The organism is Rhodococcus sp. NPDC003318 (assembly GCF_042879035.1).
In the GTDB taxonomy this organism is placed as follows: domain Bacteria; phylum Actinomycetota; class Actinomycetes; order Mycobacteriales; family Mycobacteriaceae; genus Rhodococcus_G.
The window spans coordinates 51,253-66,318 of record NZ_JBIAOU010000010.1; the positions used below are offsets into that span (position 1 = coordinate 51,253).

The 15,066-nt window shown below is 69.5% G+C and carries 14 protein-coding genes and 1 pseudogene; 6 read left to right on the forward strand and 9 right to left on the reverse strand.

Features of this window, described 5'->3' with window-relative positions:
- Positions 1–8: 8 nt before the first annotated feature.
- The 3 genes and pseudogenes from ACFYVR_RS16950 to ACFYVR_RS16960 all read right to left on the reverse strand — a co-directional run bounded on the left by ACFYVR_RS16950 (position 9) and on the right by ACFYVR_RS16960 (position 3,602).
- Positions 9–1,421 carry a phytoene desaturase family protein gene (locus ACFYVR_RS16950; RefSeq protein ID WP_387475113.1) on the reverse strand — a complete coding sequence of 471 codons (1,413 nt, stop codon included), beginning with the start codon at positions 1,419–1,421 and terminating at the stop codon, positions 9–11.
- Positions 1,418–2,990, reverse strand: a pseudogene (locus ACFYVR_RS16955) (DUF3556 domain-containing protein). The gene ACFYVR_RS16950 and the pseudogene ACFYVR_RS16955 overlap by 4 nt, the downstream one beginning before the upstream one ends.
- Positions 2,991–3,062: 72 nt before the next feature.
- Complete coding sequence (locus ACFYVR_RS16960; RefSeq protein ID WP_387475115.1) at positions 3,063–3,602, reverse strand: AMP-binding protein; 540 nt, start codon at positions 3,600–3,602, stop codon at positions 3,063–3,065.
- Positions 3,603–3,807: 205 nt separating this feature from the next.
- On the opposite strand from ACFYVR_RS16960, the gene ACFYVR_RS16965 reads away from it, so the two are divergent.
- Both ACFYVR_RS16965 and ACFYVR_RS16970 read left to right on the forward strand, forming a co-directional pair.
- A complete protein-coding gene (locus ACFYVR_RS16965; RefSeq protein WP_387475365.1) occupies positions 3,808–4,542 on the forward strand; it encodes a helix-turn-helix domain-containing protein in 735 nt (244 codons plus the stop codon).
- A gap of 127 nt (positions 4,543–4,669) precedes the next feature.
- A complete protein-coding gene (locus ACFYVR_RS16970) occupies positions 4,670–5,419 on the forward strand; it encodes an MBL fold metallo-hydrolase (RefSeq protein ID WP_387475117.1) in 750 nt (249 codons plus the stop codon).
- Positions 5,420–5,432: 13 nt separating this feature from the next.
- Here ACFYVR_RS16970 and ACFYVR_RS16975 read toward each other — a convergent pair whose 3' ends face one another.
- Positions 5,433–6,020, reverse strand: coding sequence for a TetR/AcrR family transcriptional regulator (locus ACFYVR_RS16975; RefSeq protein ID WP_387475119.1), 588 nt, complete (start codon positions 6,018–6,020; stop codon positions 5,433–5,435).
- A gap of 120 nt (positions 6,021–6,140) precedes the next feature.
- Between ACFYVR_RS16975 and ACFYVR_RS16980 the strand changes: the two genes are divergently transcribed.
- A complete protein-coding gene (locus ACFYVR_RS16980; RefSeq protein WP_387475121.1) occupies positions 6,141–7,010 on the forward strand; it encodes an oxygenase MpaB family protein in 870 nt (289 codons plus the stop codon).
- Between the two features lie 30 nt (positions 7,011–7,040).
- Here the strand turns inward: ACFYVR_RS16980 and ACFYVR_RS16985 are convergent, their stop codons facing one another.
- Positions 7,041–8,279 carry an MFS transporter gene (locus tag ACFYVR_RS16985; RefSeq protein WP_387475123.1) on the reverse strand — a complete coding sequence of 413 codons (1,239 nt, stop codon included), beginning with the start codon at positions 8,277–8,279 and terminating at the stop codon, positions 7,041–7,043.
- Positions 8,280–8,594: 315 nt separating this feature from the next.
- Here ACFYVR_RS16985 and ACFYVR_RS16990 point away from each other — a divergent pair, with 315 nt between their 5' ends.
- Positions 8,595–9,209 carry an allophanate hydrolase subunit 1 gene (locus tag ACFYVR_RS16990; protein WP_387475125.1) on the forward strand — a complete coding sequence of 205 codons (615 nt, stop codon included), beginning with the start codon at positions 8,595–8,597 and terminating at the stop codon, positions 9,207–9,209.
- Positions 9,209–10,099: a biotin-dependent carboxyltransferase family protein gene (locus tag ACFYVR_RS16995; protein WP_387475127.1), complete on the forward strand. Its 891-nt coding sequence runs from the start codon at positions 9,209–9,211 to the stop codon at positions 10,097–10,099. Before ACFYVR_RS16990 ends, ACFYVR_RS16995 begins: the two co-directional genes overlap by 1 nt.
- Positions 10,100–10,249: 150 nt before the next feature.
- Here the strand turns inward: ACFYVR_RS16995 and ACFYVR_RS17000 are convergent, their stop codons facing one another.
- Positions 10,250–11,482: an oxygenase MpaB family protein gene (locus ACFYVR_RS17000; protein WP_387475129.1), complete on the reverse strand. Its 1,233-nt coding sequence runs from the start codon at positions 11,480–11,482 to the stop codon at positions 10,250–10,252.
- Positions 11,483–11,631: 149 nt separating this feature from the next.
- Here ACFYVR_RS17000 and ACFYVR_RS17005 point away from each other — a divergent pair, with 149 nt between their 5' ends.
- The gene (locus tag ACFYVR_RS17005) at positions 11,632–12,294 is read left to right on the forward strand and encodes a TetR/AcrR family transcriptional regulator (RefSeq protein ID WP_387475131.1); all 663 of its coding nucleotides are present in this window, start codon (positions 11,632–11,634) and stop codon (positions 12,292–12,294) included.
- Positions 12,295–12,315: 21 nt separating this feature from the next.
- Here ACFYVR_RS17005 and ACFYVR_RS17010 read toward each other — a convergent pair whose 3' ends face one another.
- The 3 genes from ACFYVR_RS17010 to ACFYVR_RS17020 all read right to left on the reverse strand — a co-directional run bounded on the left by ACFYVR_RS17010 (position 12,316) and on the right by ACFYVR_RS17020 (position 14,845).
- Positions 12,316–13,590: an APC family permease gene (locus ACFYVR_RS17010; protein WP_387475133.1), complete on the reverse strand. Its 1,275-nt coding sequence runs from the start codon at positions 13,588–13,590 to the stop codon at positions 12,316–12,318.
- Between the two features lie 24 nt (positions 13,591–13,614).
- Positions 13,615–14,226, reverse strand: coding sequence for a vitamin K epoxide reductase family protein (locus ACFYVR_RS17015; protein ID WP_387475135.1), 612 nt, complete (start codon positions 14,224–14,226; stop codon positions 13,615–13,617).
- A 76-nt stretch (positions 14,227–14,302) separates the two neighbouring features.
- Positions 14,303–14,845: a hypothetical protein gene (locus tag ACFYVR_RS17020; protein WP_387475137.1), complete on the reverse strand. Its 543-nt coding sequence runs from the start codon at positions 14,843–14,845 to the stop codon at positions 14,303–14,305.
- Positions 14,846–15,066 lie beyond the last annotated feature (221 nt).

A 15,066-nucleotide genomic window follows, 5' to 3' on the forward strand; every position in this document is an offset into this window, starting at 1 on the left:
GTCCGTGGTCACCCGAGGACGGCGAGTGCCGATCTTGCGGCGTTGTAGCCGCACAGGCCGTGCGCGCCTGCGCCGGGCGGCGTCGCCGCCGAGCAGAGGTACACCCCGGGTATGCCGGTGGCGTAGGGGTCGAGGGCAACGCGGGGCCGGAAGACCAGCTGCCACGGATCGTTGGCACCGGTGACGATGTCGCCGCCCACGTAGTTGGCGTTGTGCACGGACATCTCGGTCGTGGACCGCACGTGGACCGCACGCACCGTGTCGCGGAAGCCGGGCGCGAAGCGTTCGATCTGCGCGGTGACGGCCTCGGTGGCGTCCCCGGTGTACCCGGCCGGGACGTGCGCGTACGCGTACAGCGGGTGCAGGTTCCCCGACGACCGCGACGGGTCCGCGAGGAACTGCTGCCCGACGAGGACGAAGGGGCGGTCCGGCATCTGACCCCGGTGCACCAGCCGCTCCGCCGCGGCGGTCTCCGCGAAGGACCCGCTGACGTGCACGGTCCCGGCACGCCGGGACGGCTCGTGCGTCCACGGCACACTGCCTTCGACCGCGTAGTCCACCTTGAACGCGCCCGGCCCGTGCCGGTACCGGCGGTAGGCCCGGGCGACACGGTCCGGCATGCGGTTGCCGGCGATCCGTGCAGCGGCGGCCGGGGAGGTGTCGAGCATGACGATGTCCGGCGCGCCGAGTTCGTCGAGCGACTCCACCCGCACCCCCGTCTGCACTGTGCCACCGTGCTTTTCGAGCAGAGACACCATCGCCGCGGCGATCGCCTGCGAGCCGCCCTCGGCGACCGGCCACCCGTAGGCGTGCGCCGCGGTGCCGAGCGCGACCCCGATGGCCGAAGACATCGGTGTGCCGAGCGGCCGGAACGCGTGTGCGGCGACACCGCCGAACAGCGCCCGAGCCTCCGGTGTCGACCAGCGGCGGGCGAGCAGTGCGGCGGGGGTCGCGGCGTAGACGCCGAATCGAGCCAACAGCAGCGGATGCGTCGGCACGTGCAGCATCGGCCGCAGGAAGTCCGCGGTGATGCCGTCGAATCGTTCGGTGAGCGAGCCGAACACGCGACGCCAGGCCGCGCCGTCGGCGCCGAGACCGGCGGCGGTGTCCGCGACCGACCGGTACGCCGCCGCCCCGCGCCCGCCGTCGAGGGGGTGGCTGTACTGCACGTGGGGCCAGCGCCACGTCAGGCCGTGGGCCCCGAGGTCGAAACGACGGCTGAACGGGGTGTCCACCGCGAGGGGATGGAAGCCGCTGCACTCGTCGTGCAGGAGCCCCCGTGACGTCAACTCGGCGGAACGGGTGCCGCCGCCGACGGCCTCCGCGGCTTCGAGCACCCGCACGGTGATGCCTTCCGCGGCGAGGGTGACGGCGGCAGCGAGCCCGTTGGGCCCGCTGCCGACCACGACTGCCTCGGTCATTCCTGAATCCTGACAACAGTTTTCGTACGTTCGACGGCGTCACCCGCCGGTGTGTAACCGGCCATCCGCCAGGTGACGGTGTGCGGGATCGGCCCGTTCGGCAGCCACGGCTGCTCCTCCACGGCGTCCCTGACGTCATAGTACCCGCGCTCGACCACACCGATCGCCGCGTCGATCACCTTGTACTCGAGGGTGGTCCGATGGATCGGCTGCGATTCGATCCACACCACCACGCACTCCCCGGGTTCGAAGTTGCAGCGTTTCTGTACCGCCGTGATCGTCTGTTCGTTGTGCAGGTGACCGTCGCCGAACTGCCATCCGACCAGAGTGGTGCAGGTGAACTCGCCCTCCCGGATCCGGTAGTTCTCCAACCGGTCCAGGTGGCGCATCACGAGCGACATCAGCGCACGCCCCTGGCTGTGCATGGTCCGCCAGGCCATCGCCTTCTGCAGGAAGATCTCGGCGACCTCCTTGCCGAACGCCGCCGTCAACTGGTCGACCTGGTTGTCGTTGTACTTGACCAGGTGCCGGTTCAGCTTGTCCTCGGCGTCGTCGCCACGGAAGGCCCACGTCGCAGAGGCCCACTTCCCAGCGTACTGGCGCATCGACGGCAGGAACGACACCAGGTCGGGCCGCAGGTTGCCGAGTATCGGGAAGGTGAGGAACGCGGCGAGGATCGCCACCAGCACCCACGGTGAGCTCGCGTCGGCGAGCGAGAATCCCTCGCCGGCCGGGAAGCCGCCGAAGATCCACGCCGCCGCGAACATGTAGAAGACGTTCCACTCCAGCGGGACGGCCAGCGGGAAGGTCGAGGTGATGGTCACGTGGAACGCGATGATGCCGACGATCGCCAGCCACGTCAGGGTCGTGTTCGTCGAGAAGAGCAGCACCACAGGAAGTCAGCTCGAGAACGGTGCCGCCGACGTGTCCGGACGCCCAGGCGACCCTGGAGGGGCGCAGGTCGTTCGGGAAGTCCCGGTACAGGGCCCGCTTGAACCGCTTCGAGGTCAGCCACGGGGTGTTGCTGAGCATCGGCGGGATCACGTTGGTGAAGTGGTGGCCGAACTTCGACACCCCGGCAAGCAGCAGGAACAGCAGCGTCGCGAGCAGCGCGAAATACACTGTGACATCCCATGTCGTGCGGTGGTCGCCCTTGGTGAACGGCACGACCCGCGGCCACGGTGGCAGCCGCAGCGTGCCGCGGCGGGTCCAGTAACGCCAGCCGCCGGTGAACGGGGTGAACTTGAAGGCCAGCGGGCCGGACGAGGATGCGTGGCCGGTGATCTCGAACTGCAACGTCCACACCATCGGCTTCTGGTAGACGATCGGTTCGCCCCACCATGCTCCGAGGTCGCCGAATCCCACTACGGGCGTGGTGAACCCGACGATCGCGACGCCGCCAACGATGTAGACGATCAGTTTGTAGACGTACAGCATGTGCAGCTTCTTCGGGCTGCCGAAGCCGTACTCGGCCCAGTGCGTGGCCAGCACGCGCATGCGTGCCGTGAACGGCGTCTCGTCATAGGTGGCCGGGTCGACGGGTGGCATGTCAGCCGTGGTGAAACACATTGTATATCATAGGTTTTCGCAGGGGCCATCGGCGCGAGGTCCGCTCGCGTGAGGTCGACGGGTGAGTGGAGGTCAGGCCGGGTGCAGCCCAGGCCGCAGACGCGGCTTGTCGATCTTGCCGACGGGATTCTTCGGCAACGCCTCGACGATCTCGATGCGCTCGGGCACCTTGACCCGGGTCAGGTGTGCTCGGCAGTGCCGGGCGAGGTCGGCGGGGGTGAGCGTGGAGCCGGGATAGAGGGACACGTGGGCGATCGGCACCTCCCCCAGGACGGTGTCGGGTCCGCCGACGACAGCGGCCTCGAGCACGTCGTCGAGTTCGGTCACGACCGCCTCGATCTCCTTGGGGTTGATGTTCTCGCCGCCGCGGATGATCATGTCCTTCAAGCGATCCACGATGCGCAGGGATCCGTCCGCGTCGAGGATGCCGACGTCGCCGGTGAGACCGAGGTGCGCCGACATCGTCGACGACATCGCCTCCACGTGGGAGTGGTCGAGCATGACGCCCTTGGGCCTTCCGGTGGATCCGCTGGTGTAGATCACCAAACTCAGCTCGTCACCGGTCAACTCGACCGCATCGGGGCCCTCTCCGGTGCGCGCGAGTTCGTCCACGGCGATGCTCGGGCGGCCCCCGGTCGGGGCGCCCGCGCTCCCGCTCCGCCTTGCCGATTCGGTACTTACACCCGAAGGCCGCACGGTGTACTACGACGACGACGGAGTGGCGGTGGTGTCGGTGCTGGTGAAGGACCTGGCCGCCACGCGGGCCTGGGTCGGTGAGGTGCTCGGCCCGATGGCCGCCGACACCGAGGCCGAGCGGATGCGCGAAACGCTGCGCGTCTTCCTCCGGACCGGGGGCAGCTTTGCGCGGACGTCCGAAGCGCTTGTACTGCATCGGAACACGGTGAGGGTCGAGCCGGTAACCGGTGCCCGCCGCGAACTCCGCGCCGGACACGGAGTGGCCCGCCAGTACCCGGTGCACGAGAGTCGACGTGGTGCTGGCGGTCTTCTCGATCATGGCCCACCGCTCCTGCTCGTGCGCTTCCAGCACGACCCGGGTGATCCAGTCGACGTAGCGGTGCATCCAGCCGGCGAGGTGATGGAGCAACTGCAGTTGCAGCGCGGGCCGGCAGTCCAGCTGCTGGATCTCCTCGAAGACGTTGGCCGGCAGGTCGTCGGAGCCGATGTGGTGTGCCCGCCACAGCGCCGCGGCGGGCACACCGGCCCGGGCGAGTCGGATCGCGTACTCGGTTGCCGCAGTAGTCGGTTGGACGTGCTCGAGCGGGATGTCGTTGCGCAGCATGTGCAGGATGGTGGAGATGTTGCCCTCCACGCCGGCGCGCAGCATGTTCGTCAGTTCGGGGTCGTCGAGGTCGACGATCGCGGCGTCCATGCTGTCGTTGATCTCGGCGAATCGCTGCTGGAGACGGTCCCGGCGATCGCGGCGAGGGCCAGCACCTCCTCGGCATCCGGGGAGTCTGGCGGAACGAGGCGACGCCCCGGCACGCCGTTCACCGACCGCCTCGCGGAATCGACCGGATGCCCCGCGTGGTGACGCCCCTTTCGAACGGTCCTGCGCGGCGAGTATCGACCACCGATGCTCGCCGCCGCAACGACCGACCCCGCTCCGGACGGCACGGCGGCGGCCGAACTTCGTCCACGGTGCCGCAGAATGTGGTGTCGTGACTCCAGTGGACGAAGTGGCGCCGAACGTGTTCTGCGCCGCCGGGACGGACGTGAACGTGGTGATCCTGCGGGACGGGGATGCCCTGACCCTGATCGACGGCGGCTATCCCGGTGACGTGGCCGCGGTCGAAGGTGCCATCCGGTCGCTGGGTCACCGCCCCGAGGACGTGCAGGGCATGCTGCTCACCCACGCGCACATCGACCACATGGGTGCGATCGTCTCGTTCCACGAGCGCTACGGGATTCCGGTGTTCACCGATCCGACCGAGGTCGCCCACGCGCGGCGGGAGCACCTCGAGCAGGCCACGGCCAAGGACTTCCTCCCGATGCTGCACCGGCACGGGGTGCTGCCGTGGTTGCTGCGCGTCGCCCGCGCCGGAGCGACGAGGCACCTCTCCGTCCGGGAGCCGCACGCGTTCCCGTCGGAGGGTCCGCTCGACCTACCCGGCGCCCCGGTCCCCGTCGCGACGCACGGCCACACGTCCGGACACGCGGCCTTCCACCTGCCGCAGCACGGCGTGATCGTCACCGGCGACGCCCTGGTCACGGCGCATCCGCTGTCGAAGGTGCGCGGCCCGCAGCTGCTTCCGCCCGTCTTCGACCACGGAAAGACCGACACCCTCGCCGCTCTCGACCGGCTCGCGACGCTCGATGCACGGACACTCGTCCCCGGGCACGGTCCGGTGTTGTCCGTGCCCATCTCCGCGGCCGTCGACGAGGCGCGCGAGCGGGCAGGCGGGCGCTGAGAGCTGCGGCGACTCAGCGTCCCCGCGTGGTCGAGCCGCCGCCGCTCAAGGCCTGCGTGACGAAGCTCCGGAACGCCCACGCCAGCGCGTCGTGGGATCGGCGGGTGCCGCTCTCGTAGCCGACCAGCAGGTACATCGCGATCGTCGCGTACCGTTCGGACTGCTCGCGGTCGCCGATCGCCTCGTAGTACGCGTCCTCGATGAACTGCCTGCGTTCCTCGTCGGCCTGGACCTGGATCGCCTCGACCTCCGGGTCGTGGGCGGCCCACACGCGGATGGCGGCCTCGGATTCGTGCGGCAGGTGCAGGCCGATGTCGATGAGGGCCTCGAGCCGCTGCACCGGGTCGGTGATCTCCCGGGCCTGCCGGATCAGCCGGTCGCTCTGCTCCTCGCGCCAGTAGCGGATCAGGGCCGACGTGTACTCGGCCCAGTTCGGGAAGGCGTGGTAGAAGGACCCGGTGGTCGCGCCGACGGCGTCGCACACGGACGCCAGCTTCAGCCCGGCGTGTCCCTGCCTGCCGAGGACCGCGAGCCCGGCCTCGAGGTAGCGCAGCTGGGCGCCCCGCGAGGGCGCCGACTTCTTCCCGTCTTCGATGGCCACGCTCCCCTTCTACCAGGTCCGGGCCCCGTGGCGCCCGGCGCGGGAGACCGGGAATGTGACCCCTTGCACAAAACAATAACTCGACTTACGCTCGCTTCACGATCGATGGAGGAGACTGACGTGAGCAAGTCCAACCGCAACCTCGGCCTGGATCCCGAAACGCAGTACGTCGAGATCAACCGGAACCTGGCCACCTACGAGTTCCCGTGGGACATCAACCAGGCGTTGAGCTTTGCCCTCTTCCGCACCTACGCGGTCCCGAGCATCGGCCGGCTGCTCGGCCGGACCGGGGCATTCACCGAGGAGACCCAGAAACGCTACGACGACACCGCGATCCTCCTCGAGGTGCCGCTGCTCGAAGGGTTCGACAGCGAGAACGGCAAGGCCGCGGTGCGGCGCATCAACCAGATGCACCGGATGTACGACATCTCCAACGAGGACTTCGTCTACGTCCTGTCCACCTTCGTCGTGGTGCCGAACCGCTGGATCCAGCAGTTCGGCTGGCGCCGCCTCACCGACGCGGAACTGCTCGCCACGGTCCGCTACTACCAGGCCCTCGGCCGGCACATGGGCATCAAGGACATCCCCGCCACCTACGCCGAGTTCGAAACGCTGATGGACGGCTACGAGGACGCGCACTTCGCCTTCGACCCCGACGCCCGACGCGTCGCGGACGCCACGCTCGACCTGCTCGCCTCGTTCTATCCATCCTTCGCCAAGCCCGTCCTCGACGTCTTCAGCCGCGCGCTGATGGACGATGCGCTGCTCACGGCGTTCCGGCTGCGTGATCCCGGCCCGCGGATTCGTGCCGTCTCGGAGAGGGCACTGAAGCTGCGCGCCCGGCTGGTCGCCCTCCTCCCGCCGCGACGCAAGCCCCGCCATGTCTTCGACATGCCCCGAATCCGTTCCTACCCCAACGGCTTCGACATCAGGGAGCTGGGCACGTTCGTGCCGGGGTGTCCGGTGCACCGCGCCGCCGGGCCCGCCTAGGTCCCGGACACCGCCCGCTGACGCGGCGGCTCACCGCGAGTCGACCTCGTCGTCGCGGCTCGCCGCGCTCCGGCCCGGCTCGGCGGGTCGCGCACCGAGCGCGGTCATGGCGGCGACGCCGGACACCGGCCCCAGCACGAGGATCACGAACGCGTAGCGCCAGCCCACCACGTCGGCGGCGACCGGGACGAGTTGGATGGTCACGACGGTGAGCAGGAATCCGATCGCCGTCTGCGCGGTGAGTGCCGTCCCCACGAACTGCCGGTCCGCGGTCTCGCTGAGGGCGGTGGAGAAGACACCCGAGTCCGCGATGACGGCCGCTCCCCAGACGAGGAGGATCGGCACCAGCGCGGCGGTGGGTGCAGTGAAGAACAGCGGGGACAGCACGCAGCACGTGCCGCTGACGGCCAACGCGGACGCCGCGGTGGGCGCCCGGCCGACACGATCCGAGGCCCACCCGCCGAGCAGGCACCCGACCGTACCCGCGAGACCGATTGCGGCGAACACGATCACGCTCGCCGACGCCGACGACGGCTCCCCCCTCCCCTCGCGCCCTGCGAGGACGAACATCGACAGCCACGTCCACAGTGCGTAGAGCTCCCACATGTGCCCGTAGTACCCGATGTTGACCAGACGGGGGCCGCGACGGCGGAACATGGTGACGACGTACTTCGGGTCGAGAGTGATTGCCCGCAAATCGATCTGGGGTCCCGGACGGATAGCGACGAGCGCGATCAGCGCACCGATCGCGGTGAGCGCCGCCGCGACCGCCAGCACCGCCCGCCACGGCAGCGGGCCCAGCCCGTTGATCAGATGCGGCAGCGCCGAACCCAGCGTGAGCGCACCGATGAGCACCCCGAACGCCCGACCCCGGTCCCGCGCCGTCGACCACGACGCCATCAGTTTCATGCCAACCGGGTAGACACCGGCGAGGAGGACGCCGGTGAGAAATCGCAGCGGGACCGCGACCGCGGGACCGTGGGCGAACACCGCGAGCACCGCGGTGCACGCGGCGGCCCCGAACGCGCTCACCGCGAGCAGACGGTGGGGCGACAGACGATCTGCGAGGTTGAGCACGGTCGAGGTGAGCGCGCCCACCACGAACCCGATCTGCACCGAGGCCGTCAACCACACCGCGGCGCCCGATCCGATTCCCCACTCCGCTCGCAGGCTCGGTGTCACCGCCGTCGCCGAGAACCAGACGCACAGCCCGAGGACCTGCACCAGCGCGATCAGTGCCCGTTGGCGATTCTGCGGAGAGATCAACATCGGAAACTCCCGGTTGACGGCCGTGCGAGCGCGAGGTCGGTGTGCACGGCATCGCATCCGGTCCCCGAGGCGGGATGCGTGAACGAGGCCCTGTGGCGCCGGTTCTCCGTCGTCGGCTCCCCTCGTTCGGGTCGGCGCTGCGTCACGCACGTACGACTGAGTGAACGTCCCGCGCCGAGCGATGTCAACGAGGGGTTTCGGGCAAGTGGGGGCCTCGGTCGGGCAATCGCTCCGAGGTGCAGATGGACGTGGTCGGCGTCGTCGCCGAGTCCCGGGTGTTGGCGAGCCGGGGACGGCGGTGCAAGTCTTCCTCTCATGAAAGTCCTACCGTGCGGCGACCGAGCCTTCCTGATCGAGCTGGCGAACGTCGACGAGGTCCTCCGTTACCACGCGAGCCTGCAGGCCGCGGACATCGACGGAATCACCGATCTGGTCCCCGCGGCCCGCACCATCTTCGTGCAGATCGACCCCGACCGGGCGGACCTTCGCCAGGTGGTCGGCGCCGTGCAGGTCATGGACCTGGCCCCGGTACCGACGCCGGAAGAGACGCAGGTGGTCGACATTCCGACCCGATACGACGGTCCCGATCTCAGCGGACTGTCGGACCTGCTGGGTCTGACACCGAACGACCTCGTCCGGCGCCACACCTCCCAGCTGTGGACGGTCGCGTTCACCGGATTCGCACCCGGGTTCGCGTATCTGGTGGGTGCGGACGCACCGTTCGACGTGCCGCGACTCGAGGTGCCGCGGCTGGAGGTTCCGGCGGGCGCCGTCGCCCTGGCCGGACCCTTCACCGGAATCTATCCGCGGTCGTCACCGGGCGGATGGCAGGTGATCGGAACAACGGAGGTCCGGATGTGGGACCTGGAGCGCACTCCGCCCGCACTGCTGAGCGCCGGCGATCACGTTCGATTCGTCGAGGTGTCCTGATGCACGCACCGTCGTTCCTCGTGCGCGCCGCCGGCCCGCTCGCGACCCTGCAGGATCTCGGTCGGCCCGGGATGATCGCAATGGGTGTCGGTGTCTCCGGCGCCGCCGACCGTGCGAGTTTCACGCTCGGGAACCGTCTGGTCGGCAACTCCGAGAACGACACGGGCATCGAAGCGACGTTGGGGGGCCTGACCGTCGAAGCCGTCGCCGACCTGACGGTCGCTGTCACCGGGGCGCCCTGCGACAGCCGCCGCAACGGGGTCCGAGTCGGACACAACTGCGTGATCCACCTGACGAAGGGAGACGTTCTGGCCCTCGGCATTCCGACGGCGGGTCTGCGCACCTACCTGGCGGTGCGTGGCGGAATCCGGGCCGAGAAGGTCCTGGGCTCGAGCGCGACCGACATCCTCTCCGGGCTGGGCCCGAGGCCGTTGGCGGCCGGCGACCTGCTCACCGCCGGGCCCCACACCCACGACCTCCCGGACGTCGACTTCGCACCGGTCGCCGAAATGGACCCGGATACCGTTCCACTGCTCCTGCACCTCGGTCCGCGCCACGAGTGGTTCCAGGACGAGGCGCTCGCGTTGCTGTTCTCGGCGAGTTGGGACGTCACGGCGGACAGCAACCGCGTCGGAATGCGGCTGGCGGGGCCGACACTGAAACGCTCCCGCACCGAGGAACTCCCCAGCGAGGGGATGGCGAACGGTGCCGTGCAGGTTCCCGCGTCCGGCCAACCGATCCTCTTCCTTCCCGATCATCCGGTCACGGGGGGATACCCGGTGATCGGTGTCGTCGACAGCGGCGACATGGATCGGGCGGCGCAGATCCGGCCGGGGCAGCGAATCAGATTCGTCCGAGCACGGCTGCCGTCGACCGGAAACCGCCCCTGACCACCTCCACGACCCGTGCGCCCACGAGAACGGCCGATGTCGATCCACCCCCTGTTGGGATCGACATCGGCCGTCTCGCACCGGCGGTGGTCGTGCACGGCCGGTGGATGCGCAGCCCCGGCGCCTCTTCGGTGGCCCGGAGCCGACGATCTACGGATAGTTCGGGTTGTTGTTCTCCGGGATCTCGATGCTGATCGGCCGCAGCTCCGACATGTAGAGCAGGACGAACTGGCGCAGCAACTCGTCGAAGGTCCAGTAGGCCTCCGGGGCCAGCGGCAGCGGGAGCAGGCCCTCGCGAACCTGGACGTACGGTCCCCACGAGACGTCGAGCAGCGTGCCCCACACCGGCTCCCGCGGGATGTTCAGCCAGTTGGCGATGTCGTCGCCGAGCGTGAACCGGGTCAGCGCCCCGAGGATGGGCCGGCTCAGGAGCGTGAAGTCGAGGCCCGCCCCGAGGTCGAGGAGGATGTCGGCGAGCTTGATGCCCTCCGGCGTCGGCGCCAGGATCGGGTCCAGCACCTCCCGGGCCTGGGATTCCGCCTCGTCCCACGAGGCCGGGATGTACTGGTCCTCGATGCCGAGCATGTGCGCGCTGACCTGCCACGAGTGGAGGAACCCTTCGGATTCGTCGGCGGCGATCGGGACGCCCCACGCCTTCAGGGTGCGCATGACGGTCGTGGGCAGGCTGTGCCAGGTGACCATCATGTCCCGCTGGCTGATCGGCACGTCCTCCGGCGCCATGTGAGTCCAGTGTGACGACTTCTGCAGGAGGTGACGCACCGCCGCGTGCACGAGTCGCGTCTTCACGGCGGTCACGATCATCTCGCCGTCCTCGCGGTAGGCGTCACGGGAGCCGATGTCGTAGCCGAGCTTCGCGGTGCGCGAGATGCGACGCTTCATGTTCGCGCCGCCCTTCGAGTAGTACACCGCGAGAGCCTCTTTCGGGATGACGGTGCTCATCATCCCGCTGGCGAAGCCGTACAGGACACCGAGATACGTTCCCCGCTTCTCGTTGAAGCGCACGGCCGCCTCGAGCTTGCCGCGATCGGCCCACCCGGGGAGCTGCCGGGCTCGGTCGAGGAAGTCCCGTAGATCCGCCGGAAGCCCGTCCGGCAGGGGCTGCCCGTTCGTCTTCCACGTCCGCAGCAACTCGTTGACCTTCGGTACGTCACCCCGGTCGAGGAGCGACGCCACCAGCGGGTCCGCCTCGGTGTCCCACACCTGTGTCGGGTCCACACCGCTTCCGGTGCCCGACACGGATCCGGCCGGCGACCATCGCCACGGTTGCGCGGCGGCGGTCGCGGGTGCGGCGAGCGCAACCGCACCGAGCGCCCCCAACACGCCACCGGCCTTCATCACGTCCCTCCTGCTCAGCTTCTCCATCTGGTCGCTCCCCTCAACGTCCGTCGGATGTAACACACCGGATGATGCAATGAAACAATGTCCGTTCCCTTGTAACATCAGAGCACACAAGTGGCGCCGGTCACAAGCAAACGGGTGCGACGGTAGAGTCGAGCACCTCAGGAGGAACCGTGGAACCTGCGCCGCCCGACGCCACCCCGTCCGGTCCGTCCCTGCTCGAACGCGCGTACCTCGACGCCCTCGAGCAACCCGACGAGGACCCCACTCGCGCACGGGTGCTCGATGCCGCGTACGAGCAGTTCTGCCGGATGGGCATCCAACGCTCGTCGATGGAGGAAGTGGCCCGCCGGGCCAAGTTGTCGCGGATCACGCTGTACCGGAAGTTCGACACCAAGGACGCGCTGGTCGATCAGGTGATCCTGCGCGAATTCCGGCGGTACTTCACGCGTTTCCTCCACGACATCTCGTACGCCGAGACCGCCGCCGATCGGGTCGTGCTCGGCTTCGTGAGCTCGCTGCGCGCCATCCGCACCAACCCGCTGATCGGCGGGCTGCTGGATACCGAGCCGACGCTGCTCGCCGGGTCCATCGTCGGCAGCGACGGCCGGATGCTCGCCGCCGTGCGTCAGTTCGTCACCGGCCAGCTTCGCCGGGAACAGCAGGCGGGCACCATCTCGGGCGATCTGAACACCGAGCTGGTGGCCGAGATGATGGTGCGGGTGTCCGCGTCGTTCCTCACCATCCCCAGCCACATTGTCGACCTGGACGACGATGCCCAGTTGGCTTCGGTCGCAAGGCAGTTCCTGGTTCCGATGTTGGGGACGCCGACCTGATCCGGTCGGTCCCGACACCCGTCACGAGACGCGCAGCCGCCGGAGTCCGAAGAGCGCTACGCCGACCGCGATCACCGCGAGCCCGGCGGCCACCGACGCGAACGGCAGGGCGAACGCCAGCACCAGGCAGCCGAACAGACCGACCACGGGGACGACGCGCGCCGGCCGCCCCTCGGCGGGAGCCAGGGTCCACGCCGACGCGTTGGCGACGGCGTAGTACAGCAGCACCCCGAACGACGAGAACCCGATGGCCGCGCGGACATCGGCGAACGCCGCGACCAGCGCCACGACCGCCCCGACGGCCAGCTCGGCCCGATACGGGACCCCGAAACGGGGATGCACGGCGGCCAGCACGCCGGGCAGGTGACGGTCCCGGGCCATCGCCAAGGTGGTCCGGGAGACGCCGAGGATCAGCGCGAGCAGGGATCCCAGCGCGGCCGCCACCGCACCGACTCGCACGACCGGCTCGAGCCAGTCCGCGCCGGCGGCCCGAACCGCGTCCGACAGCGGCGCACTCGACGATGCCAGTTCCTGCGGGCCGAGGACGACGAGGGTCGCCACCGCGACCGCCGTGTACACGACGAGCGCGACGCCGAGCGCCCAGAAGATCGCGCGTGCAATGGTGCGGGCCGGGTCCCGCACCTCCTCGCCCAGCGTCGCGATCCGCGCATATCCCGCGAAGGCGAAGAACAACAGCCCGGCCGCCTGGAGCACCCCGCCACCGGTGATGTCCGCTCCCCACTGCAGGCGCGCGACCTCGGCGGCGTCCGACGTCAACGACACGACGACGACGGCGGCGAGGACCGCCAGGACGAACGCGACGATCGCCCGGGTCAGCCACGCCGACTTCTGCACGCCCGTGTAGTCGACTGCCGTCAGCGCCACGACGGCCGCAACGGCGACGGCGTGCGCATGCTGTGGCCACGCGTACAGGCCGACGGTCAACGCCATGGCGGCGCAGGACGCGGTCTTGCCGACGACGAAGGCCCAACCCGCGAGGTAACCCCAGAACTCGCCGAGCCGCTCCCGCCCGTAGACGTACGACCCCCCGGACGCCGGGTACCGTGCCGCCAACCGGGCGGACGAACCGGCGTTGCAGTAGGCCACGACCGCGGCGATCGCCAGACCGATCAGCAACCCGGATCCCGCGGCGTGCGCGGCGGGGGCGAGTACGGCGAAGATGCCGGCGCCGATCATCGCTCCCAGCCCGATCACGACGGCATCGCCGGTTCCGAGCCGCCGAGCGAGTTGCGGCTGTTCGCCTGCGTTCGGGACGGCGGGGTCGGTGCCGGGCACGGGGAACTCCCTGTCGATCGATGGCTACGCGTAGAACCGGAAGTACACCAGCGCGCCGACCGCGACGTACCACGCGATCAGTGGCACCAGGTGATTTCCCCTGGCGGCCACCACTTCTGCCCGCAGGGGACGAGAGAAGGTGCCGTGGTGCAGATTTCGGAGGGTGACGTACCAGAAGACCGGGATGGTCACGGCCCACACCACCATGCAGTAGGGGCACAGGGCCCCGATCACGTAGAGGCTCTGCGCGATCAGCCAGTGGATGAACACCACCGCGAGCGTCACACCGATCTGCAGGCCCGTCCAGTACCAGCGGGCGAAGCGCGCACCGGCGAGCAGTCCGGCACCGGTGGCCGTGACCACCGAGAACCCCACGATGCCCAGCAGCGAGTTGGGGAACCCGAACACCGCCGCCTGCCACGTGGACATCACCGAGCCGCAGTTGAGGACCGAGTTGATGCTGCAGGACGGCGTGTACGTCGCGTCGGCGGCGAGTTCGAACTTCTCGACTGTGAGCACGAACGCGGCGAGCAGACCGACCGCGCCGCCGACCAGCAGCAGCCACGGCAGCAGCCGGTCGAACGGCGCGCTGTCGCCGACATCGGTCACGGTGGGTGAATCGGAGGAGCTGACCACGTCACCACAGTAGCCATGCCGGCGGGGAACCATGCCGGTCCGGAACCGTGCCGGTGCGGAACCGTGCCGGTGCGGGTCAGCGCCCGGGCACCACGGAGATCGTCCCCGTGCACACGGCGCGCTGGGTGTTGACGAACCACCAGCCGGCACCGGTCTCGACGGTGACGGTGAACGAGACGGCGCCGGTCCCGGTCCAGGTGCGGTTGATCGGGATGCCCGGCTTCTGCTGCCACGCCGCCTCGTCGCTGACGCTGTGACCGGACGCGCCGGTCGTGGTGTTGGTCCAGTCGACGAGCACCCGGGACCCGTACCAGTTGAGCCCGATGCTGGGGATGAGCCCACCCGGCGGTGCAGGAAGCTCGTTGTTGCCACTGAGCAGGATCGCCGGCTCCAGCCCGGCCCCGCCCGGCGGCAGCGACTCCCCCGACGACGCGGTCACGGTCCACGTGAAACGTGGCGCCCAGAAGAGCGGGTTCGCGCTCCCGCACGTCATGGTCGTCGACGTCGGCGGCGCCGGCTGCGCGTTCGCGACGGCGGCTCCTCCCGTCAGCGTCGCCACGGCGACACCCCCGGCCGCGAATGCCGTTGCGCATGCACGACTCACCATCCGATTGCTCATGATCACTCCTCTTGGTTGATACCGCGAGAACCGTGACGTCCTCCCCACTCCTGACCATCGCCCGGCGCAGCGCGTTGTGTTACCGATCACCGACGCGCCCCGGCCGCGGCGAGAGCCGGACGCCGGCTCGTCACGCCGATCGCCGTCATGCCGTCGACACCTGTGACCAGCGCGATCACCGGTCCGTGTAGGACCGCTCGGCGCTGGGTATGCCAGTAGGC